The organism is Thalassovita gelatinovora (assembly GCF_001458355.1).
In the GTDB taxonomy this organism is placed as follows: Bacteria; Pseudomonadota; Alphaproteobacteria; order Rhodobacterales; family Rhodobacteraceae; genus Thalassobius; species Thalassobius gelatinovorus.
The window spans coordinates 23,855-45,883 of record NZ_CYSA01000026.1 but is presented as its reverse complement, the minus strand read 5'-3'; the positions used below and the strand labels follow the sequence as shown (position 1 = coordinate 45,883).

21 protein-coding genes and 1 tRNA gene are annotated in these 22,029 nt (G+C 57.3%); 8 read left to right on the top strand and 14 right to left on the bottom strand.

Annotated features, from left to right (window positions below):
- Window positions 1-26 precede the first annotated feature (26 nt).
- Both TG4357_RS14125 and TG4357_RS14120 read left to right on the top strand, forming a co-directional pair.
- Entirely contained in the window at window positions 27-1,322 is a 1,296-nt protein-coding gene (locus TG4357_RS14125; protein WP_058263554.1) for a flavin-dependent oxidoreductase, read from the top strand.
- A 122-nt stretch (window positions 1,323-1,444) separates the two neighbouring features.
- Window positions 1,445-2,215 (top strand): bestrophin-like domain, encoded by a 771-nt coding sequence (locus tag TG4357_RS14120; protein ID WP_058263553.1) that lies wholly within the window; start codon window positions 1,445-1,447, stop codon window positions 2,213-2,215.
- 94 nt (window positions 2,216-2,309) lie between these two features.
- Here TG4357_RS14120 and hemC read toward each other — a convergent pair whose 3' ends face one another.
- A complete protein-coding gene (hemC, locus tag TG4357_RS14115; RefSeq protein ID WP_058263552.1) occupies window positions 2,310-3,266 on the bottom strand; it encodes a hydroxymethylbilane synthase in 957 nt (318 codons plus the stop codon).
- A 131-nt stretch (window positions 3,267-3,397) separates the two neighbouring features.
- Between hemC and hemE the strand changes: the two genes are divergently transcribed.
- Window positions 3,398-4,444, top strand: coding sequence for a uroporphyrinogen decarboxylase (gene hemE, locus TG4357_RS14110; RefSeq protein WP_058263551.1), 1,047 nt, complete (start codon window positions 3,398-3,400; stop codon window positions 4,442-4,444).
- Window positions 4,445-4,577: 133 nt separating this feature from the next.
- Here hemE and arsB read toward each other — a convergent pair whose 3' ends face one another.
- Genes arsB through TG4357_RS14090 form a run of 4 tightly spaced genes read right to left on the bottom strand, consistent with a single transcriptional unit; the run spans window position 4,578 to window position 8,681 of the window.
- Entirely contained in the window at window positions 4,578-5,588 is a 1,011-nt protein-coding gene (gene arsB / locus TG4357_RS14105) for an ACR3 family arsenite efflux transporter (protein ID WP_058263550.1), read from the bottom strand.
- Window positions 5,585-6,850 carry an organoarsenical effux MFS transporter ArsJ gene (gene arsJ, locus TG4357_RS14100; protein ID WP_058263549.1) on the bottom strand — a complete coding sequence of 422 codons (1,266 nt, stop codon included), beginning with the start codon at window positions 6,848-6,850 and terminating at the stop codon, window positions 5,585-5,587. Before arsJ ends, arsB begins: the two co-directional genes overlap by 4 nt.
- A complete protein-coding gene (locus tag TG4357_RS14095) occupies window positions 6,847-7,845 on the bottom strand; it encodes an ArsJ-associated glyceraldehyde-3-phosphate dehydrogenase (protein ID WP_058263548.1) in 999 nt (332 codons plus the stop codon). The genes arsJ and TG4357_RS14095 overlap by 4 nt, the downstream gene beginning before the upstream one ends.
- Entirely contained in the window at window positions 7,842-8,681 is an 840-nt protein-coding gene (locus TG4357_RS14090) for an arsenate reductase/protein-tyrosine-phosphatase family protein (RefSeq protein ID WP_058263547.1), read from the bottom strand. The genes TG4357_RS14095 and TG4357_RS14090 overlap by 4 nt, the downstream gene beginning before the upstream one ends.
- Before the next feature lie 119 nt (window positions 8,682-8,800).
- Here TG4357_RS14090 and TG4357_RS14085 point away from each other — a divergent pair, with 119 nt between their 5' ends.
- The 5 genes from TG4357_RS14085 to TG4357_RS14065 are packed head-to-tail and all read left to right on the top strand — an operon-like array spanning window position 8,801 to window position 11,719.
- The gene (locus tag TG4357_RS14085; protein ID WP_058263546.1) at window positions 8,801-9,088 is read left to right on the top strand and encodes an ArsR/SmtB family transcription factor; all 288 of its coding nucleotides are present in this window, start codon (window positions 8,801-8,803) and stop codon (window positions 9,086-9,088) included.
- Window positions 9,085-10,149, top strand: a complete 1,065-nt coding sequence (locus tag TG4357_RS14080) for a permease (RefSeq protein WP_058263545.1) — start codon at window positions 9,085-9,087, stop codon at window positions 10,147-10,149. The genes TG4357_RS14085 and TG4357_RS14080 overlap by 4 nt, the downstream gene beginning before the upstream one ends.
- Window positions 10,150-10,161: 12 nt before the next feature.
- On the top strand, window positions 10,162-10,398 hold the full coding sequence (locus TG4357_RS14075) for a thioredoxin family protein (RefSeq protein WP_058263544.1): 237 nt from the start codon (window positions 10,162-10,164) through the stop codon (window positions 10,396-10,398).
- Window positions 10,395-11,315, top strand: a complete 921-nt coding sequence (locus TG4357_RS14070; protein WP_058263543.1) for an MBL fold metallo-hydrolase — start codon at window positions 10,395-10,397, stop codon at window positions 11,313-11,315. The genes TG4357_RS14075 and TG4357_RS14070 overlap by 4 nt, the downstream gene beginning before the upstream one ends.
- On the top strand, window positions 11,315-11,719 hold the full coding sequence (locus TG4357_RS14065) for an OsmC family protein (RefSeq protein ID WP_058263542.1): 405 nt from the start codon (window positions 11,315-11,317) through the stop codon (window positions 11,717-11,719). Before TG4357_RS14070 ends, TG4357_RS14065 begins: the two co-directional genes overlap by 1 nt.
- Window positions 11,720-11,781: 62 nt before the next feature.
- Here the strand turns inward: TG4357_RS14065 and TG4357_RS14060 are convergent, their stop codons facing one another.
- The 9 genes from TG4357_RS14060 to TG4357_RS14020 all read right to left on the bottom strand — a co-directional run bounded on the left by TG4357_RS14060 (window position 11,782) and on the right by TG4357_RS14020 (window position 22,026).
- The gene (locus tag TG4357_RS14060; protein ID WP_058263541.1) at window positions 11,782-14,238 is read right to left on the bottom strand and encodes an arsenate reductase (azurin) large subunit; all 2,457 of its coding nucleotides are present in this window, start codon (window positions 14,236-14,238) and stop codon (window positions 11,782-11,784) included.
- A gap of 15 nt (window positions 14,239-14,253) precedes the next feature.
- The gene (locus TG4357_RS14055; protein WP_058263540.1) at window positions 14,254-14,772 is read right to left on the bottom strand and encodes an arsenate reductase (azurin) small subunit; all 519 of its coding nucleotides are present in this window, start codon (window positions 14,770-14,772) and stop codon (window positions 14,254-14,256) included.
- A 159-nt stretch (window positions 14,773-14,931) separates the two neighbouring features.
- Window positions 14,932-16,173: a sigma-54-dependent transcriptional regulator gene (locus tag TG4357_RS14050; RefSeq protein WP_058263539.1), complete on the bottom strand. Its 1,242-nt coding sequence runs from the start codon at window positions 16,171-16,173 to the stop codon at window positions 14,932-14,934.
- Window positions 16,167-17,597, bottom strand: coding sequence for an ATP-binding protein (locus TG4357_RS14045; RefSeq protein WP_058263538.1), 1,431 nt, complete (start codon window positions 17,595-17,597; stop codon window positions 16,167-16,169). The genes TG4357_RS14050 and TG4357_RS14045 overlap by 7 nt, the downstream gene beginning before the upstream one ends.
- Complete coding sequence (locus TG4357_RS14040; protein WP_058263537.1) at window positions 17,597-18,454, bottom strand: PhnD/SsuA/transferrin family substrate-binding protein; 858 nt, start codon at window positions 18,452-18,454, stop codon at window positions 17,597-17,599. The genes TG4357_RS14045 and TG4357_RS14040 overlap by 1 nt, the downstream gene beginning before the upstream one ends.
- Window positions 18,455-18,526: 72 nt before the next feature.
- Entirely contained in the window at window positions 18,527-19,375 is an 849-nt protein-coding gene (locus TG4357_RS14035) for a serine hydrolase domain-containing protein (protein ID WP_058263536.1), read from the bottom strand.
- Window positions 19,376-19,466: 91 nt separating this feature from the next.
- A complete protein-coding gene (locus TG4357_RS14030) occupies window positions 19,467-20,153 on the bottom strand; it encodes a hypothetical protein (protein ID WP_058263535.1) in 687 nt (228 codons plus the stop codon).
- 270 nt (window positions 20,154-20,423) lie between these two features.
- Window positions 20,424-20,500 (bottom strand) — tRNA-Arg (locus tag TG4357_RS14025).
- Window positions 20,501-20,607: 107 nt separating this feature from the next.
- Entirely contained in the window at window positions 20,608-22,026 is a 1,419-nt protein-coding gene (locus TG4357_RS14020) for a sensor histidine kinase (protein ID WP_058263534.1), read from the bottom strand.
- Between the last annotated feature and the right edge of the window lie 3 nt (window positions 22,027-22,029).

Sequence of the window (22,029 nt, the reverse complement as noted above, 5' to 3'; positions counted from 1 at the left end):
CCAGGTTTGGAACCGGGAGATAAACCATGTCGCATCCCCTTGTAATGATTGCCGGTGGCGGTATTGGCGGGCTGTCGCTGGCGCTGACGCTTCACCAGATCGGTGTGCCCTGCTTGGTGTTCGAAGCGGTGCAGGAATTGCGCCCCTTGGGTGTCGGCATCAACATTCAGCCCAACGCCGTGCGCGAGCTTTACGACCTCGACATCGGGGCCGGGGATCTGGATCAAGTCGGCGTTCCGGCGCGGGAATGGGCGCTGGTCGGGCTAAACGGCAACGACATCTATTCCGAACCGCGCGGCGAACTGGCCGGTTACAACTGGCCGCAATACGCGGTGCATCGCGGCAAGTTCCACATGCTGCTTTACACAAAATTCGTCGAACGCGCGGGCAAAGACGCGGTGCGGCTGGGCCAGCGCGTCACCGGCTATGAAAACAACGTCGACGGCAGCGTCACCGCGATCATAGAGCAGGCCGACGGGTCCGTGACGCGCGAGACCGGCACGATCCTGATCGGTGCCGACGGCATTCATTCGGCGGTGCGCGCCCAGATGCATCCCGACCAGCCCCCGATTCACTGGGGCGGCGCGGTGATGTGGCGCGGCACCACGATGGCGAAACCGATCCGCACCGGGTCTTCCTTCGTCGGCTTGGGCACGCATAAGCACCGGATGGTGATCTATCCCATCTCGCACCCCGATCCCGATACCGGGCTGGCGCAGGTCAACTGGATCGCCGAGGTCACCTATGACGATCCGTCGGCGCATGAAACCACTGGATGGTTCCGGCAGGTGGACCTATCGGATTTCGCGCATCATTTCGACGGCTGGGAATATGACTGGCTGAACGTGCCGGAACTGCTGCGCGGGGCCGAGGTGGCATACGAGAACCCGATGATCGACCGCGACCCGGTGCCGACCTGGCGCGACGGCGCGGTGGCGCTGATGGGCGACGCGGCCCATGCGATGTACCCTACGGGATCGAACGGCGCCAGCCAGGCGGTGATCGACGCGCGCGAGCTGGGCGCGGCGATGCTGGAACACGGGGTGACGGCGGCGGCGTTGCAGGCCTATGACGACAAGCTGTGCGGCCCGGTATCGGAACTGATCCTGCGCAACCGCGGCGCCGGACCGTTCGGATTGCTGAACATGGTGAACGACCGTTGCGGCGGCGAATTCGATGAAATCGACGAGGTGATCCCAGCTGAGGAACGCGCTGAGTTCATGGCCAAGTACAAATCCGCCGCCGGGTTTGCGATCGAGAAGCTGAACACGGCCGACCGGATGATTGCGCAAGGAGCGCGGGTCGACGCGGTCCTCGACTGATCCCGACAGGAGCCGCTGTCTGCGCGGCGGAAAAACCCCGCTTGCCTGCAATCGACCCCAGTGTATATCCTGACATTATGACCTGAGAATTCGGAGCACTGGCATTGGGTAGGCCTGAATTGATGTATGATTTTCCATCTTATTTCATCGCAATTGCTCTTTTGGGCTTGATGTTGGTGGTGATGCAATTGGGTATTCTGGTCGGAAAGCGAAGGCAGGCCCGGGAAACCGAAGACAGCAAAAATCAGGCGAACACGGTTCAAGGCTCTCTACTTGGCATGTTGGCGTTGTTGCTGGGTTTCACGTTTTCACTGTCTCTCGGGCGTTACGATCAACGATCCATCGAAGTGGTCAACGAGGCGAATGCGATCGGAACCGCATGGTTGCGGACCGATCTTGTCGCGGATGCGCGCCGTGACGACGCCAAGACACTGCTTCATCAATATGGTTTGATCCGGCTTGAAACCTCGCAGATTTCTGCGGCGAATGATGACGAAAGGGACAAACTTATTGCAAAAGCAGAAGCCCTGTTCGACAGCCTTTGGCGGCTGGCTTCGACAGAAGCCCGCGAAATCAGCAATCCTGTAACAATGGGATTCGCATCAAGCTTGAATGACATGATCGATGCGCTTTCGGCGCGGGATGCCGCCGTGAACCGGCATGTGCCTGAATTGGTCCTTTTTCTTCTATTCGGGACATTCATTCTGCTCGGCGCGGTTGTCGGCTATTCCTCTGCGATTTCAAATATCAGACCCGGCGTACCGGTCTATGCGATGATGATATTGATCGTCATTCTGGTATTCTTGATCATCGATCTTGACCGCCCCCGCCGTGGACTCATCGAAGTTGACCAATCGAAACTCCTGTCCACCGTTGCGGCCATGAAGTTCTGAAAGTGCAGAGTGATGGCGACTTCAAGCCCAGCGCGCTGGCACCCCGAGGCAAGAAAGTCTCGCTATAGCAGGCGCAATGAGGACAAGACGCGCCTCAACGCCAACTGAAGAAATTCGGCCCCGCCTGTTGCAGCATGTCGCGGGCCATGTCCCGACCCAGTTCCACTCCGTCCTCGATGGCGCAACTGCGGTCCTCGGCGATCACCTCGGACCCGTCAGGGCGCAGAACCTCGCCGCGCAGGCGCAACGTGCCGCCCGACAGTTCCGCCAGCCCGGCAATCGGGGTTTCGCAGGACCCATCCAGCGCTTCCAGAAATGCCCGTTCCGCCGCCAGCCGCTGAGCGGTTTCAACGTCATGGATCGCCGCCAGCATTTCTGCGGCGCGGTCGTCGTCCGAACGCCGTTCAATGCCGATCGCGCCCTGTGCCACTGCTGGCAGCATATCGTCAGGAGCCATGCCCGAGCGCGCCACGTCGGCCATACCAAGCCGGTTCAGCCCCGCCATCGCCAAGAAGGTCGCATCGGCGACGCCATCACCCAATTTCTGCATCCGGGTCTGCACATTGCCGCGAAATTCGACCGCTGTGAGATGCGGGAACCGGTGCAGCAGTTGCGCCCGGCGGCGCAGTGAAGACGATCCGATCAGCGCGCCTTCGGGCATGTCCTGAAGCGTCTCGTATTTCAGCGATACGAAGGCGTCGCGCACGTCTTCGCGCGGCAGGTAACAATCCAGGCAAAGACCCTCGGGTTGTGCCACCGGCATGTCCTTCATCGAATGCACCGCAATGTCGATGGCCCCCGACAGCATCGCCTCTTCAATTTCCTTGGTGAACAACCCCTTGCCGCCGATATCCTTCAACGGCTTGTCCGCCGCGATCAATGCGCGATTGTCACCGGTGGTCTTGATCACCACGATTTCGAACGCGTCTTCCGGAAGGTCGAAAGTGGCAGAGAGCCGCGCGCGCGTTTCATAGGCCTGCGCCAGCGCAAGCGGGGAACCACGGGTGCCGATTTTCAGCGGTGAGGCGGGGCTGGGCAAAGTCAGTGTCATGCGCCAAGGCTTAGACGGCGTTTTGCCCAGCGACAAGCCCCTCTGCTGCGGCCTTTGGGCCTGATACGGCCTCAAAGCTTGACATCGGCGCTTGGGAAGGGGACGAAACCGGGCAAGCGAAAGGAAACCCGATGTCCGAGCAGAAATCCGAGCAGAAACTGATCCTCCGCGCCCTTGCGGGCGAAACCCTGCCCACGCCGCCGATCTGGATGATGCGGCAAGCGGGCCGTTACCTGCCCGAATACCGCGCCACCCGGGAAAAAGCCGGGGATTTCCTGTCGCTGTGCTATAACAGCGATCTGGCCGCCGAGGTGACCTTGCAGCCGATCCGCCGCTATGGGTTCGACGCCGCCATCCTGTTCGCTGATATCCTGCTGCTGCCGCAGGCTTTGGGCGCAGATCTGTGGTTCGTCACCGGCGAAGGGCCGCGCTTGTCCACCACCACGACCGAAGACCAGTTGAAGGCACTGAAGGACAAGGACGCGATCCACGAGGTTTTGAACCCAGTCTATGAGACCGTGCGCATCCTGACGAGCGAATTGCCGAAAGAAACCACCCTGATCGGCTTCGCCGGCGCACCGTGGACCGTGGCGACCTACATGATCGCCGGGCGCGGCACCAAAGATCAGGGTCCGGCGCATGCGCTGAAGGCGGAAAACCGCGCCGTGTTCGAAGGTATCATCGACCTGCTGACCGAAGGTACCATCGAATATCTGTCGAAACAGATCGACGCCGGGGCCGAGGTCGTGAAGCTGTTCGACAGCTGGGCCGGGTCGCTGAAAGGCGAAGATTTCGACCGCTACGCGCTGGAACCTGCGAAGAAGATCATCACCGAATTGAAAAAACGCCATCCCGGCATCCCGGTCATCGCCTTCCCGCGTGAAGCAGGTGATAAATATATCGGTTTTGCCAAGGCAACCGGTGCCGATTGCGTTGCGATCGACGATAGCGTGACCGCCGAATGGGCCGCCGAACATGTACAGGTCGATGGCTGCGTGCAGGGCAATCTGGCGTCGCGCCACATGGTTTCCGGTGGTCAGGGCCTGATCGACGAAACCCGCCGCATCGTGAAAGCGTTCTCGAAGGGGCCGCATATCTTCAATCTGGGCCATGGCATCACCCCGGATGCCGATCCCGACAATGTACAACTGATGGTCGATACGGTGCGCGGCGACTGAATACCTGTCATAGTATTGTTCAATCCGCGCATTGCAATGCGTTTGCCGCAGCCCGCTCGGCGGGCTGCGCCCCCCCACCCATCTGTCAAATGGGACAGAAACCAAACCTCAAACGGTCCTCGGGCGCTTCAGGTCATTCGACAAATCGCCGCCGTGTTCGGTTGGCAAATGCCACCAGCGTCAGCATGACGGGTACTTCAACCAAAACGCCGACAACCGTTGCAAGGGCTGCGCCGGAATTCAGGCCAAACAGGCTGATCGCGACAGCCACTGCCAGTTCAAAGAAGTTCGACGTTCCGATCAAAGCGCAAGGTGCTGCGATCCTGTGGGGGACTTTGAGAGCGAAAGCGGCGGCATATGCAATTGCAAAAATGCCGTAGCTTTGCAGGACGATTGGGACAGCAATAAGCGCGATCACCGAAGGGCGGGAAATGATGACCTGTCCCTGAAGTCCAAACAGGATCATCACTGTCACGATCAGGCCAATCACCGAAAATGGTTTTGCTTTTGCCTGAAAAGCCTCGATCTCCGTCTCAGACCCGAGATGCCGACGCGTCAACACCCCCGCGCCCAGCGGCAGCGCAATGAAAAGCACGACTGAAAGCACCAACGTTTCCCAAGGCACCGTGATGTCGGTAACGCCCAACAGAAAAGCGACGATCGGCGCGAAAGCAATGACCATGATCAGGTCATTTACAGATACCTGGAGCAATGTATAGGTTTCGTCCCCTCGCGTGAGTTGAGACCAGACAAACACCATCGCCGTACAAGGGGCCGCACCCAGCAAAATCAAGCCCGCGATGTATTGCGACGCATCCTCGGGCTGAATCCATGGCGCAAAAATGTGTTCAAAGAACAAGACAGCAAGGGCGGCCATGGTAAACGGCTTGATCATCCAGTTCACGACCAAGGTGATCAGTAATCCGCGAGGCTGACGTGCGACATCTTTCAGCGAAGCCGGGTCCACACCGACCATCATCGGATAGACCATTGCCCAAATCAGAACTGCAACGACCAGGTTGACGCTGGCAACCTCGGCCGTTGCGATGGCGCCAACCAAACCCGGGGCAATATTGCCCAGCAGAACACCGGCCAACATCGCCAACGCGATCCAGACAGACAAATAGCGTTCAAATACACTCATGATGGAACTTCCTGTACCGTGTCAGCATGCAGTTTTGTGGTGCCGATCCAGCTTAGGCCGATCATCACCGCCGCAGTCCCAAGGCACAAGGGAAGCCCACCAATCTGGTAGGTCACACCTGAAAGCAACGTTCCTATCAATCGCCCGGCCGCGTTGGACATATAGTAAAATCCGACATCCATCGTGACCCGGTGAGAACTGGTAAACGCCAGGATAAGATAGGAATGAAGGGAGGAATTCACCGCGAAAACACCCCCGAAGATCAGCAAAGCAGCCACAATGGCAGCCGTCAGGAAAGGCGAAGGTTCGACTGCAAACCAAACCAGCGCCGAAAGTGACGCAGGAATGACCGCAAGCCCCAAAACCCAAACGCGCGCCTGCGCAATGATTTCTGGCTGGGTTCGGTCCTTGGCGCGCAGAATGCGCGGAGCCGCGCCCTGAACGGCCCCATAGAGAATGGTCCAAACGGCCATGAAGCTGCCAATCAGGAAAAAGGCCGCCCGGTTTCCCGCCTCTGTTCCATCGGACAAGACAGCGTAGAAATAGATCGGGATACCGACGACGAACCAAACGTCACGTGCTCCGAACAGAAAAATTCTCGCGGCGCTCAGCCAATTGACGTTGTGGTTTTTGGAAAAGACTTCGCGGAACTTTGCGTCCTTTCGCCCCTCAGGTAGGCCCGCAGGCATCCCCAGCACAGTTGCAACAAGGATCACGGCAAGGACCGCAGCCATTGCCAGAACGGACGGCACGAAACCGACAGAAGCAAGCAGAATTGCCCCCAACAGAAAACCCGCCCCCTTCACCGCGTTCTTAGAGCCGGTCAATATGGCAACCCAACGAAACAACCCGCCTTGCGCCGAAGGTGCCAGCAACTTCACGGCGCTTTTGGAACTCATCTTGGCAAGGTCCTTGGCAACCCCAGACAGGCCTTGAACCAACATCACATAGGCGACAGACGCCGCGATTGACCAAGCCGGATCAAGCTGCGCCAGCGCCAAAAGGGCCAGCACTTGCAAACCAAGACCGGCATAGAGCGTCGAAGTCAGCCCAAACCGAGCGGCAAGCCATCCCGCCGACAGATTGGTCACCATGCCAGCGATTTCATACAAGACGAATAGATAGGCCAATTGAACAGGCGAAAAGCCAAGCGTGTGGAAATGCAGCAGGACCAGCATGCGCAATGCCCCGTCCGTCAGCATAAAGGCCCAATAGGCTGCGGTGACAGCCATGTAGGCTGCCAACCCCTGCGGTTTGCTCATAGCGAATTGCCCACCATCAGCGCGACATCCACCAATCGGTACGCATAGCCCCATTCGTTGTCATACCAGGCATAGACCTTCAGTTGCGTCCCGTTGACGACCATCGTCGACGGTGCATCGATGATCGAGCTGCGGTCATCATTTGTGTAATCGGTCGACACAAGCGGCCGTTCTTCATAGCCGAGAATTCCCTTGAGCGGTCCTTCTGCGGCGGCTTTGAATTTGGCATTGACCTCTTCGACCGTCGTCGCGCGTTCAAGTTCAAACACCATATCGGTAAGCGATGCGTTCAAAAGCGGCACACGGACGGCGTGACCATTCAGTTTGCCGGTGAGTTGGGGAAAAATCTGGGTGATCGCTTTGGCTGAACCCGTCGTGGTGGGGATGAGACTGTTGAGCGCCGAACGGGCGCGGCGCAGGTCCTTTGCCGGGCGATCCACGATGGTCTGGGTATTGGTCACGTCATGGATCGTGGTCATCGAACCGTGTTTGATCCCGAATTCTTCCAACACGACTTTGACGACAGGAGCCAGACAGTTTGTGGTGCAACTGGCAGCCGTGACGATGCGGTGTTTTTCGGGATCATAGGTATCGTGGTTTACACCGACAACGATATTGGCCGCTTCATCTTCCTTTACTGGCGCAGAAACAACGACCTTTTTTACTCCGGCAGCAAAATAAGGAGCAAGTTTCTCGGATGTCTTGAACGCACCAGTGCATTCGATCACCACGTCCACCCCTTCAAGCGGCAGGTCGCTTAGATTGCGCGTAGTCAAGACGGGAATGCGTACGCCATTGATAGTCACGCTGGTTTCGTCATGTTTGAAGTCAGCCTGCCAGCGCCCATGCACCGTGTCGAACTCCAACAGGTGCGCATGCATTTCCGGATCGCCTATGGCGTCGTTGATGAACGCAATCTGCACGCCCTTTTCCAGCAGCGGCCGCAATGCCAGCTTCCCCATGCGGCCAAGGCCGTTGATTGCATAGACGGTCATAGGGATTTTCCTTCCAATGAAATTTCGTCCACACGCGCCTGCAGGGCCGCACGTTCCAAGTTTTCAGGGTGCAGCGCTGTAAACAGCGAAATTCGGTTTTTCAGGATCCCGTAGGCTTGTTGAAAAGCCAGATGCTTTTCAGCATCCGTCCCGGTGGCCTTTACAGGGTCCGGCACACCCCAATGCGCGGTGATCGGTTGACCAGCCCAAGCCGGGCATTCTTCGTTCGCCGCCTGATCACAAACCGTAAACACAAAATCCATTACCGGGGCATTTTCCGTCTGGAATTCGGAAATGTGCTTGGCCCGAAGGTTGGACAGATCATGCCCCTTTGTTTCAAGCATTTCCACGGCGATCGGGTTCAATGTCGATGCAGGCTTTGTGCCGGCTGAAAAGACGTTAAATTTGTCGCCGCCCAGTTCGTTCAGAATGGCTTCGGCAAAAATCGATCTGGCGGAATTGCCCGTACAGATAAACAACGCATTGTATTTTTCAGGTTTCATGTTCCCATGTCCGTTTTTTGGGGGTCCAGCGAAAGCCAAACAAAGTTGAGGTCGATTGTTGCAACAGTCCTGAAAAAGATACTCAATCAAGTCTTCTGCACCGGCCATGTTGGCTCGATACAACAGTGATGTGCCTTGACGGCGCTGCACGATAAGCCCCACCGCGTTCAGCGCCGAAAGGTAGACCGACAATGTGCTGGGCTTCAAATTGAGCGCAGCCCCGATCTCGCCCGCCGGAATCTCGTCGGGAAAACGACGGACAAGCAATCGGAACACCGCCATCCTTTGCGCATGGCCAAGAGTTGTCAGGCGATCAAGAATCATTTTTTCCATATTTCATGAATATTAGAAATATAATCGCGGAGCAATCCCTTAGCTGCGACACTCTGCCCATTGCACATATATTCGCTTAAGCGCATATGCGGATAAACGCAATTACTAGGAAATGACAGATGCAAGACTTCTTGGTAGCCATAGCAGACCCGGTCCGTCGGGGTGCGCTCAGCATTATTTGGGATGGCGGTGAACATTGCGTTTGTGAACTGATGGCGAAATTGGGCGTGACCCAAAGTCGAATGTCCCGACACATGAAAGCCTTGAAACTGGCTGGGATCGTGGTGGACCGACGCGACGCGCAATGGGTGCGCTACCGCCGCAACACTGATTTGCCGGACGAATACAATGCAATCATCGAAGCCGTTCTTAACGCTGAACAGCATGACAAAAGGAATGTAGCATGAGCACCCAAACGCATATTTCGGGGGCACCTCGTCCCCTGCCCGGCTGGGCCTGGCATCTTGGGGTCATTGCCTTTGTCCTTGTCTGGTATGCGATGTACAGCCAATTGATCCCGGTTTCCGAATGGATTGTATCGCTTCTACCGGTGGATCGTCACAGCCACACCGGCGAAGCTTTGGCGTTTTTCTTCTATGATGTCCCCAAAGTCATGATGCTGTTGACCCTCATTGTCTTTGCCATGGGCGTCGTACGCAGCTTTTTCAGCCCAGAGAAAACACGCGCGCTGTTGTCTGGAAAACGCGAAGGCATCGGGAATGCGATGTCTGCCGGTCTTGGTATCCTGACACCCTTTTGTTCCTGTTCTGCGGTACCGTTGTTCATAGGCTTTGTTTCCGCCGGGGTGCCTTTGGGTGTCACCTTTTCCTTTCTGATTGCCGCACCGATGGTGAACGAAGTCGCACTGGTTCTTCTGGTGGGTCTGGTCGGCTGGCAGGTCGCAATGACCTATCTGTTCTTTGGTCTGGCAATTGCGATCGTTGCGGGGTTTGTGATTGGTAAACTGCATCTTGAAGGCTGGCTGCAAGATTGGGTGCAAGACATCCATTCCGGGGCGACGGATGTTGCCGTTCCCGAAGATGAATCCCTGACCTTCTCCGCCCGCTATCGGTTGGGTATCGAAGCGGTACGGGAAATTTTTTCGAAGGTCTGGATTTGGATCATCCTCGGCATCGGCATGGGGGCGCTGATCCACGGCTATGTCCCCGAAGATCTGATGGTGCAAATCATGGGGGCCGATGCATGGTGGTCGGTACCGGCTGCAGTTGTGATGGGCATCCCAATGTACACCAATGCCGCTGGTGTCATTCCAATCGTCGAAGCCCTGCTGGGCAAAGGGGCCGCGCTTGGAACCGTGCTTGCCTTTATGATGAGCGTGATCGCCCTGTCTTTGCCTGAAATGATTATCCTGCGTCAGGTGCTGACGATGCGCCTGATCGCGGTATTCGTCGGCGTTGTCGCCAGCGGCATTCTGTCCGTTGGCTTCCTGTTCAATATGATCTTCTGAGGAGAGAAAAAAATGAAAAACATCAAAGTCTACGGCCCCGGCTGCAAACGCTGTGAAACCACCGAAACAATGGTCCGCGATGCGGCTGTGAAACTGGGGATTGAGGTCGAGGTCGAAAAAGTTTCGAACCCGCGCGCGATTGCGATGGCCGGAGTGATGTCGACACCCGGCATAAGTGTTGATGGAAAGCTGGTCCATGCGGGCGGTCTGCCAGATGCGGCCAAATTGGAAGGATGGCTGACAACATGAAGATTTACAGGCTTTTCGGGGCGGCGTTTGCCCTGGCTTTCGCGTCCTCGGTAGCACAGGCTGACATGCTTGAAGTTCAAAATGTCACCGATGGAGTCTTTGCCTTGGTCGGCCCGATGGAACAACGGTCGGCGGCGAACCTTGCCAACAATGCAACATTTGGCGTTGTCGTCACCGATGAGGGTGTCGTCCTGATGGACCCCGGCGGAAGCTGGAAAGGGGCCGAAGCGATCCATGCACAGATCCGCGAAATCACTGACCAACCGGTGCGCTATGTGATCGACACCGGGGGGCAAGACCATCGCTGGCTCGGCAATGGCTACTGGCAGGCGCAGGGGGCCACGGTCATAGCGTCGCAAGCGGCTGTCGAAGACCACAAGGCGCGCGGCTCGCAACAGCTCAGCGCACTTACCCAGTTCTTGGGAGATCAGTTATCCGGCACCAACCCCGCCTATGCCAATGTGACGTTTGAAGACAGCTACATGCTGGAACTCGGTGGGGTCACATTTGAAATCACACATGCGGGACAGGCCCACACGCCGGGCGACAGCTTTGTCTGGCTGGCCGCGAAAGACACGGTTTTCACCGGCGATATCGTTTATGTCGAACGCATTCTGGGCAATGGCGGGCAGTCGAATGCGAAAAGCTGGATTGCCACATTCGAGGCGATGGCAGCCTTGAAGCCCACCCATGTGGTTCCAGGTCATGGACATGCCACGACATTAGAAAAAGCCACGGCTGATACCTATGACTACCTTGTCAATTTACGTACCCGGATCGGGGCTCTGATCGAAGATGGCGGCGACATCATCGATGCCCCGAAAATCGACCAGTCCGCGTTTTCTTATTTGGATCAATTCGACAGCCTTGCGGGTCGTAATGCCCAAACCACCTATGAACAGATGGAGTGGGAATAATGCTAGAATATTCGATCAAGGCTAAACGGCTGGATGACACCGGGTCCGAAGCGGCTGCCGATGGGGCATGCATCATCCTTGATACCGGTATGGCCGGGCGACCGGATGCCTTCAATCCTGCCGAGTTGCTTCTGGCTTCTTTGGCGGCCTGCATGATCAAAGGGGCCGAGCGCGTGACCCCGATGATCAAATTTGATCTGCGCGGCCTTGAAGTATCACTGCAAGGCAAGAGGCAGGACAGCCCGCCGAAAATGCTGGCGATTGACTACGAGTTGGTCGTTGATACTTCTGAAACAGATGAACGGATCGAGCTTTTGCACAAGAACATCCGCAAATATGGGACCATTTCCAATACGCTCGACGCGGCACTGACGCTTTCGGGAACGATCAAACGTAAATCCTGATGGCATACCCGATAAAAACGGGCGGCACGAACGCCGCCCGTTTAATTGTGCATACACCATGATCAGGCTGTGTATTCCTTCGACTTGAAGGAAATTGCCTTGGCTTGCGGCGGTGCATCCGCGAGTTTGCGGATGTTGCCCCAAGTGTGTTTGTAGTCTGGCAAGACCAATTCGTTGACACCGGGGTTCACCACGTTGCCTTGTGAACCGGCAGGAGAGCCGAACACCATCGCGACCTGCCCCGGCTTGGCGGTATCGGTGGGATAGGCCATCCCCTGTGTCGCGCCGTTCCCGTTCGAGATTTCAATGAGATCGCCGGTCGAGATACCCAGACGCGCCATGTCATCCCCGTTCATTTCGATAAACGGATAGGGGAAGCGATCCTGAACGAAATCGTTGTCCTGATCCAAGAATTGGTTCTGCCAGAAAATATTGGCACGAACGTTGTTGATCCAGAATTCGTGGTTCGCTTCTTCCTGCGCCTTGCCGGGCGCTTGCCAGCCCCGCCAACCGGCGGCGAGGAACAACGCCTTTCCATCCTCGCGCCCGTGACGGGTAAAGACCCCATCCGTATACAAACGCGGTGTGCCGATCAGTGCGCCGTTTTCGAAACCGGTAACCGGTTCTTGCACTCCGTTGTTGCCCATCGCGCGCAAGCGGTCATAGGTCACCTCCGGGTTGCCTTGATTGTAGCCATCCATGAAGGCGTCTTCTTCGGATGACCAGTCATAGCCTTTGAACTGGTCGGCATATGCGTCGTTGCCCATTTCGCGCAGAACGGATTCCATATGCTGGGCAACACCGGCCGCGATCAGGCAATCGGGTTTCGAGTTGCCGAACGGATCCATATACCGTTCGGATAGACGCAACCGCCGTTCGCCATTCATCGAGGTGAGATTCATCTCATTGGCTTCGCAGGCGGGCAGGACCACATGCGCGTTCTGGCCGATCTGGCTGTGGATGATATCCACATCGACAACGAACAGGCCGCCAGCATTGACTGCCGAAACGATTGCATCCACCAACTGTTCGCGTGAACCGCCGGCCGCCGCATCCATGGCATCCTTCACCATATCCGAACGGCGCTTGTGTACGCGCTTGAACTGCGCCGCATTCAACGTCGTTTTGTAGTGATCACAGGCCCAGACGTGATGGATCTTGCCGCCGCCGCGGATCAGCAACTGGTCAACATAAGTGGCCGGACGGCCAACATGGGCATCAGACGGGCGATAATACCCCTCCTGATGCCCCCCCATCCGGCAACACCCGGTGCCTTCGCGGCCAATGTTGCCCGTTGCCAGCGACAGGTTCACGACCGCACCGATGGTGCGATAGTTGTCGTTGCCCCAGATGATTCCCTTTTCATAACCGGTCACACATTTGCGGCGCGACCCGTCGTCTTTGGGTTTGGCGATCCATTCCGCGGCTTTGACGATATCCGCCTCTGCCACGCCACAGATTTCCGCACCTTCCGAAAGTGCGGTGCGAATGTCCTGCATCGCAAAGTCGAGACTACCCAACCCGGCAGGTTGGCCCGATCCTTCGCCAACGGCTTCGCCGCCTTGGAAGGTGCTATTGGCGATGAACGCGTCATCCGTCCAACCTTGATCCACAATATAGGTCAGGAGAGTGTTGAACAGGGCCATATCGGTGCCCGGCTTGATCGCCAGATGCAGCACGTTTTCAGTACCGGCAACTTCTTCACAAGCGTTCACCGTGACGGAGCGACGCGGATCGACCATGATAAACCGGGCCCCGTTGAGCATCCCCGGCACCATGTGGTTGAGAAAGGCGTTGGTCTGGGTTTCCAGCGGGTTGGCCCCGACCATCACGATAGTGTCGGTGATTTCGTAGTCGCTGTAGGAATAATTCAGTTCGTCCACACCCATGTCACGACTGGAATGAACTTCGGAGTTATAGGCGGGTCGATTGTGGATCCGACAGTTCTTGATCTTCATGCTGTCGAAATAGAGCTTGCCAGTCCCCCAGGTGTTTTCATACCCACCTGCGGACCCTCCATGGTCGAACATCGACACCACAAGGTCGTCTTCCGACCCTTCGGTCACGATCCGGGCCGTGACCCGCGCCACCAGATCCAGCGCGTCGTTCCACGTGGTCGGCTGCCAGACCCCGTTACGCCAGACCAGCGGGTCGGACAGGCGTTGTTGCTGGGTACCGGTCACGCGGCTGGGACGGTTTTCCGCCATGCGCGCACCGCGGATCGACGCCAAGCCGGAATTCACCACGCAGTCATGATCGGGCACAACGGCCAAATGCACATCCTGACCATCCTGTTGCACCATGTTGTACATTGACGGAGCAATCCATGTCCCGTCAGCCGGCTGCTGTTCGCCAAGATCGATCCCAAAGGCGTTTTCGGTTGTCGTTCCCTGCTTGTTACGCGGCCAAGTGTAGGCTTTGTATCCACATCCCACGATGCAATAGTGACAGGTCACGTTGTGTACCTTGGCATCCGCCGGAGGGATCGGCAGGCGATCAATTTGTCTCTTGTAAGCCATGTCTTGTTCCTCCTCTTACAATACGTTCGACGGGCGGCCGAAAATCAGGTCGCTTGCGCCCTCGGCATAGATGTCGCCCTTGTCGTCGATGCGCAGGGTGAATTGCGGCAGGTTCTGTGTTGCATGGCCCCAAACCTGCTGACCGCCAGCTTCGGCGTCAAAACGCGAATAATGGCCGGGGCAGTTCAGCGTACGATCTTCGCTGTTGTAGGACATGTACCAGCCCTTGTGCGGACACAGCACCGAAAAGGCGACGATGTCGCTATCCGGGCCGGCGCCACCTTCGACAGCTTCTCCCATTTTCAACAAGACGCCGGGACTATCGGCATCCGGAAATTCAATATCGACCGGTTCGTTGACTGTCAGATCCGAGATGTTGCCCAACTTCGTGGACGGGTAATCCACTTGCGCACCAGGCGTCGCCGCGTGCGCCTGTACCCCGGTCATCATTGTGGCTGCGGCTCCGACGCCGGCAACCGCACTGCCACGCAAGAACTGACGCCGCCCCACGTTGACCATTTTTTTGCATCTCATGGCTGGTTCCTCCCATTCAATTATTCGAACAGGATACCACGCATCCCAATTTGAAAGCCGGTTTGCGGCTCCCGGACAGCGCAATTTATGTAGTTGTAAATAATCTATTTTTTTCAAATGTTCGGAAATCCGAACGTGGAAACGAAGCTGTCGGCTTTCTCAATCTGAATCGATGTCGATACCCAGTTTCTGCATTTTTTCCCAAAGGGTAGTGCGCGATACTTTCAAAGCTTTTGCGGCCTGGCCGATCTGTCCATCCATGCGTTCCAACGCTTCGATAATCTGCTGTTTCTCGGCTGTTTGACGGACTTCGGCGAGTGTCTTTATCCGGTCCCCTTGTGTAATCCGTTCAGGGAACAAATCAGTCGGTTGCAACACATCACCCTTCGCTGTTTCGATCCCGCGCACAAGCCGCGATCGCAACTCGCGGCCACCTCCGGGCCAGTCATGCGCACGAACCGCCTCTTCGCTAAGCCGGCTGATGCCCAGCAAACGGGTACCACGCCGGGTATTCAGATCGTCAAAAAGCTGCCCCATCAGCCAAACCGCATCTTCCGTCCGTTCGCCAAGCGGGGGAACTGGAATTTCCATCATATCCAGTCGGTAGAACAAATCGGCACATGCCCCGCCTTGGGCAACGATTTCGGTCATTTCATGCCCGCAAGAGGCTATGACCCGTCCCGTGAAGCTGTTTTCGAGCGCGTCTATCAGAGCCGACTGTTCGGTCTCGGGCAGACGGCTGAGAGCATGCAGAAACAGCACACCTTCACCGACCCGCCGGATCGCGCCGGTGGGTCCGAACAACTTGGCCCCCACATCCGGTTCGCGCGCGATATTGACCGTTACAAATGGCGCCGACCGCCGGTCGGACATTTCATGTATCCGACGGGCGACCAGCCCCTTGCCTGTTCCCGGACCGCCACGGATCAGAACCGGATGATCGTCGCCTGCCGCCCTGAGCGCCAATTCGTCAACCCGTCGCGCGGCCGGGGACACGCCAAGCAACGGCGGCAAATCCTTATGTGTGTGCGGTGAAAGCAGCATCGCGAGTCGTTCTAGAAACACAGCCATTTCAAATGGCTTTGTTACGTAATCCGCAGCCCCGGCCTGCATCAGGCGAACAGCCTGTTCGATCCCACCATGTCCGGTGATGAACAAAAACGGAGGCGGCGTCGCGGTGCGGCACAAAGTATTAAACAATTCCTCGCCGGTTCCGTCCGGCAAACGTATGTCGCTGATCACCGCATCGATGGGTGCGCGCGGCGTTCTAAGTGCTCCGATCGCACGGTTGACCTGTTTGAGCCATATCACTTCAGCGCCTTCAATCTCCAGCCTCTGAACCAAAGACATCCCCATGATCTCGTCATCCTCAACCAAGGCAATCCGGTATCCTTTCAACATGGCGGCGGCATCCCAGACTGTTGCAAGGGGACAGTGACATCAACAATTGTTATGTGATCGGCTCGCTCAGAGCGGATACACCCATTCAGTTCTTTAACCAGATCATGAACCAAACGAAGACCAACCCCGCCACCCGGTGGCACAGGTGCGTCAGAAAGCAACCGTGTGCGCGCCGCATCAGACAGCCCATCACCACTGTCCTCAACAATCAGACACAAAACACCGGGCTTTTCCGATACCAACAAGGATACCTCACCTTTCGCTCCGGCCGCAGCCGAAGCGTTCAAGAGAAGATTGAGCAATATCTGGCGTATTGGGGCAGATGCAAAAGTCGACAACGCTTCCCCTGACGCGCCGATTTGCCACCGCAGTTTCTGTTCTTGCCGGGAAACTTCCGGCCCGATCAACAAACGCAGATCTTCGAAGTCTTCGAAGGTCAAAGGCGCGCTTGAGCGGTCCAGTCGGTTTTGGTCCAACGTTGCCTGAGCCACATCGCGCAAATGGTTCAAGCCGCGCGTTAGGATGTCAGCCGATTGTCTGACCACGTCAGGACGGTCAGAATATTGGCGTATCGTATCCGCTGCATTCAACAACCCGCCCAGCGGATTGTTGATCTCATGCGCCAGAGACGAAGACAGGCGACCAAGGCTCACGAATCGTTCACGCTCCGCCAGACGGCGTTCGGTTTCGGCCTTGGCTTCCACGGCATCCGTCATGGCGTTATAGGTCTTCACCAAGCGCGTCATTTCGGTGTCTCCGCGTGGCAGATCGCTTTCCGGAATAGGTTCGGGGGCATCGGCAGTTTCGCGCATGCGCCGGACCAGTCTGGCAATCGGCATCAACATCCTGCGCATTGCCAGATACCCCAAAATCGAAAGCACCCCGGTTGCCACAGCATTTCCCAACAAAAGCAATTGTCCGGCACGCAAGCGTTCGGAAATAAGGTCTGCCACGTCCAGTTCGGTCATGATTTGCCCAACTGTTCGCCCTTGATACCGCAATGGCGCAAGCAAACGGACCTGCACTGCGTCGCCTGTCACCGAAAGAGTCTGTGCTGTCTGTGCGCCTTCGGTCAATGCGCTGATCGGGCTATCGAGTGGTGCGCGAACAGGGTCGGTCGCGGCCATAACACGCCCATTCTCGTCTGCCACGACGGTAAAGATCATGCGGCGACCTTTGGTTTCGCCAGCGGCGCGTTCCAGCGTATCGTATATTTCCCAAATATCGTCGCGCAACACATGCGGACCAAGCGCCACAGAAAGAGCTTCGATCTGCAACTGCGCCAGTTCCCGGATGCGGGCATCCTGCACTTTGCCCAGCGTCGACAGCACCTGTTGCGAGGCGACAACACCCAAAAGGACCATCAAACCTGCCGTCAGCAACGGCACGCGCAAAGAAAGCGGAATGCGTCGGAAGCCGTCCATCAGCGCAAATTCTCGTAGTCCCGAATGCGGCTTTCGATGCCGTCATACAGTTCGGGACCGCCCGTCGTCATCCCGTCAAGTTGCAGCACCCCCAATGCAACCCGGCCTTCGTCCGTTTGATCCAGCCCAAGCAGGGCATCGCCCAAGGCCAGCAACCGGTTGTCTTTCATCCGATCCGATCGGGCACAGAACGGCGGAAATCCCAACCATTCCGAACGCGCGATCACCCGAGTGCCTGCCGTCAGGCCTGGTTCTGCTTTCGCCAAGGCTTCCCAGACATACCCATCCACGCTGCCGGATCGAACCAACCCGTCAGACACGGCCCGCACCACGTTGCGGTGCCCATAGGTGAATATCGTGCGGCGAAAGAAACCTTCGGGGCGAAGACCAAGCCGCGCAAGATCGGATGCCGTTACCAAATAGCCAGAGTTCGAATCGGGATCGGAAAATGCGTGCGTCCCTCCCCGCAAATCTTCAAGCGTCATTGCGGTGTCGTCTTTGCCTGCGATCAGGTAGGACTGATACAAAGACTTGCCGTTCCAAACTGGCACCGCCACTAGCGATAAGGCGTCCCGGTGTTGCAGATAAGGATACCCACACAGCCAAGCGGCATCCACCGACCCTTCAAGCAGCAACCCGGTTACTTCTTCATAGGTGCGGCGTTGCTCCAATTCGATCGGGACACCCAAAGCCGCAGCAAGCGCCGTGCGCAGCTGATCTATGACTTCAGCATCATTGTCGAGGAATACGGGCGTAAGCCCCAGTCGAAACGCGTCTTCCGCTTTCGATGAAATAGCCTCGAGGAAAAGCGCGGCGGTACTGGAGCCAAGCAATTTTCGCCGGGTGAATTCGATCATGTCCGCACACTATCCATCAAAGAACAATCCGTTAAAGAACAATATGAGCCAAGTCTCATGTTTGCGCAAAGGTCATATCCGAAACGATCTGCGCCAGATTTGGGGTTTCGGACGGCTACCTTGACCCGGTTCTGCCATGTTATTTCGAAGTCGTCGGGCAACACCCGCGAAGTAGGCCCGCAGGAAGCGCAATCCGTCAGTGAGGGTCCAAACGCCGCCCCCATCTGACGCCATGTTGGACAAGGCCAGCGGCAGGTCGAGACGGAGAGACCTGTGAAAGAGCGGTACAGGCGCTGGATGGGTCTGGCTTGTGGTGTGGTCAAAGATGAAGGTGTCGCACATACCGACCGGTTCGAAGATCCGCGCAGAGAAAACGGACTGGAGCCCCTCTCCGGTCACAGCTTCGATGACTGCTCCAAAAAGCTGGTAATTTGTGTCGGAGTAATGGGACTTGCCGCTGTCGGTCGCAGCCTGGGCCTCCATTCCGCGCACCATCTGCAACACATCTGTGAGACAAAAGGCGCGGTCCTTTCCCCGCTCGAGTTCTTCGACGAAGTCACCCTCGAAATAGTCAGCGAGGCCCGATGTCTGATGAACCAGATGGCGCAGGGTAAGCTGATTGGAACAATCCTTCCCGCGCACCATATGGATGCCTGTCAGGTCGATGTGCGGCAGGTGGGACACGACCTTGTCGTCAAGCCTGACCAGCCCTTCGTCTACGAACTGCATGAGAACCGTGGCGGTGAACATTTTGGTGATACTGGCCATGAAGAACGGCTGATCAGCCGTGGCCGCGCCAGCCGCCCCTTCAAAGTTAATGCTCCCGTCGCCCGATTGCACCCCAAGCTGGATGCCATGCATATTTTTGCGAAGAGCCTGCTGATCCAAAAATGCTTGCAGGTCGTTTGCAATCGCACTCATTCTGCTCTCCAATCGTATGCTGCATGTTGTTCGAATGTCGGCCTCAATGAGTCACTTCAGCACCAGTGATAAGATGCCCCCATGTCGCTCATCACCGAGCTTGTCTGGGTACCAAGACTGCGGACGGGTCAGGCCCGAGCAGAAGCTCAATGCCTGTCGCCACGAACCAGGCAATCGCGCCCAGGCCAAACACGGCACCTGCAGTCTCACCAAGGCCGGGCACAATCGTGGCGAGCCCCGCAAGGCTTGCCAGCGCCCCAAGCCCCAACGTGAAGCGAGACAGCGCGCGGGCCACCAAGGCAGCGATGCTAACGGACAAGATCCAGGCGCCGCCCGCGATCTCATTACCGCCCCCCAAGCCCAGTTCTACCGCATGCAATACCTCCCAAAGGGCAGCAGCGGCCTCAGGGTCTGCGGCCAGCGCATGGGTCCTCTCGACCGCAACATTCGCAATCATGCCCGCGCCCAGAACGAGAGTCGCCCAGATTGTGCCAAGGGTTCGGGTGACGGAGGCGATCTCTGGCGCTTGCGGTGCCAGATGGCGATGAAAGGCAACCACAAGCAGGGCGAGCGCTAGCGCATTCACAACATAGATGATCGTGTTCCAAGCAATCAGAAGGCCAGGTTGCTCGGCGATAGAGGCCGTAACCGCAGCGGCATCAATGGCATCGGTGCCGTAACCCAGCGGGGCCAGAACGGTGACCAGAAAGGCAAAGCCGACCAGATAAGTGGCCGCACAGGCTAAAGCGGCGATGCCTCCTAAGACATTGAGTGTCATTGCCTGTCTCCTCGGAACGTCGTGGTTTCGAGGAAGACATACGCGGTTGTAACACCAAACAGCATGACCGCACGCATCATCGATTTGACCGTGGAGATCATTGTGCCCGCTAAGCGGTCATCCGCAATTCAGACATCCAGAGTGGAGAACGTGTCTAAACTCAGCGATCCCCGTATGCATTATGGGACACCCAAGCGCGACACAGATGGTGGGCATTTTGGCCGGCAAAATCTGAACGCCGCCAAATTTCACAATGATTTCAGTGTGAAGTGGCGGACCGAGGAGGATTCGAACCCCCGACCCCCTGATTCGTAGTCAGGTACTCTATCCAGCTGAGCTATCGGTCCGTGGAGGCGGGGTTTAGACCTTGCCGCGTATCTTTGCAAGGGCAAAAGTGAAGAAACTTCCAACCCGCTGAACTGGATTGGAAACCGTACGTTTTCAATCCCCTAGGTCAGGGCGCCGCCTTGTCCCGTTGGGGGACCGTCAACGCGTTGAGATCGCCTTTGGGCAGGCAGATTTCGAACACGGTGCCGTCAGCACCGGTTTGGCGCAGCCGCAACTGTCCACCATGACCGCGCACCAATTCTTGCGAAATGACCAGCCCCAGACCGGTACCACCCTTGCTGACGCCCCCTTGAAACGGTGTGAACAGGAATTCCTGCGCTTTCGGCGGCAGACCCGGACCGGTATCAGACACCCGGACAATCCATTGCTCCTCGTCTTCGCTGGCGGCGACGCTGATTTCACCGGGTGCCCCTGATCGGATGATCGCCTGACGGGCATTGCGCACCAGATTGAAAATCACCCGGTACAGTTGCTCGGAATCTGCGCGCAGGTGGAAATCAGCCGGTATGTCTTCGGCAAAGGACAGATCGTGATCACCGACCGACAATCTTTCGCTGTCGATCACATCGCTGACCAGATCGGCCAGACAGACCCGTTCCAGCCGTGGGGCCGGTTCTTCGACCCGGCCAAAGGCCAGGGTGGATTCGCACAGATGCACCGCGCGGGTGATCGAGTTTACCAGTTTGGGCGCTAACCGTTTTACGCCGGGATCTTCGGACAGCTCGATCCGATCGGTGAACAATTGCGCACTGGTCAGCATGTTGCGCAGATCGTGGCTGATCTTGGCCACGGCCCCGCCCAGTTGGGCCAGTCGTTCTTTCTGTTTCAACGCGCTGGTCAATTGGCTTTGCATCTTGGCCAGCGCGTCTTCGGCCTGGCGCAATTCCCGCAAGCTGGATTTTGGCTGGATGATGCGGCGGGCGTCTTCGGGATCGGCGGCATAGGTTTGCACCTGCCGCACCATGCCTTTGATCGGTCGGACCAGAAACCTTTGCACTGCCAGAAACAGCAACATCGCTGTCACCACCGAAATCAGCGCCGACAACAGCAGGATGCGAAGCCCGTAATCGATCATCGCCCTGCGCAGCCCGCTGGTTTCCATCGTGATTTCGATCAGCAGCCCAGCTTTGCGCACCGGATCGCCGATGACGCGGATGACCTGCGGTTCGGGATCGACAATCCGGGTCATGGCGTCCCGGATCAGGGCAAAGGCGGAGGCATCCCGCAGATCGAACGTGGCGCCGATCGATTGCGGCATCGGGGCAGACAGGATCAGCTGGCGGGCCTCGTCCCGGCGCAGCACCACGTTGAACACTTCGGCATTGCGCAGCAATTCCTCTTCCAGATCGGGTGAAATCATGTCATCGGCCAGCAAGGCCAAGGATGCGATCTGCGCCCGTTCCAGACGTGACAGCAAGTAATCTTCCCTGAACCGGGCGACCGACGGCACAAAGATCAACACTTCCGCCAGCATCACGAAGATGATGGTCAGTACCAGAAAGCGGCCTGAAAGCGTGTTCAGCATATA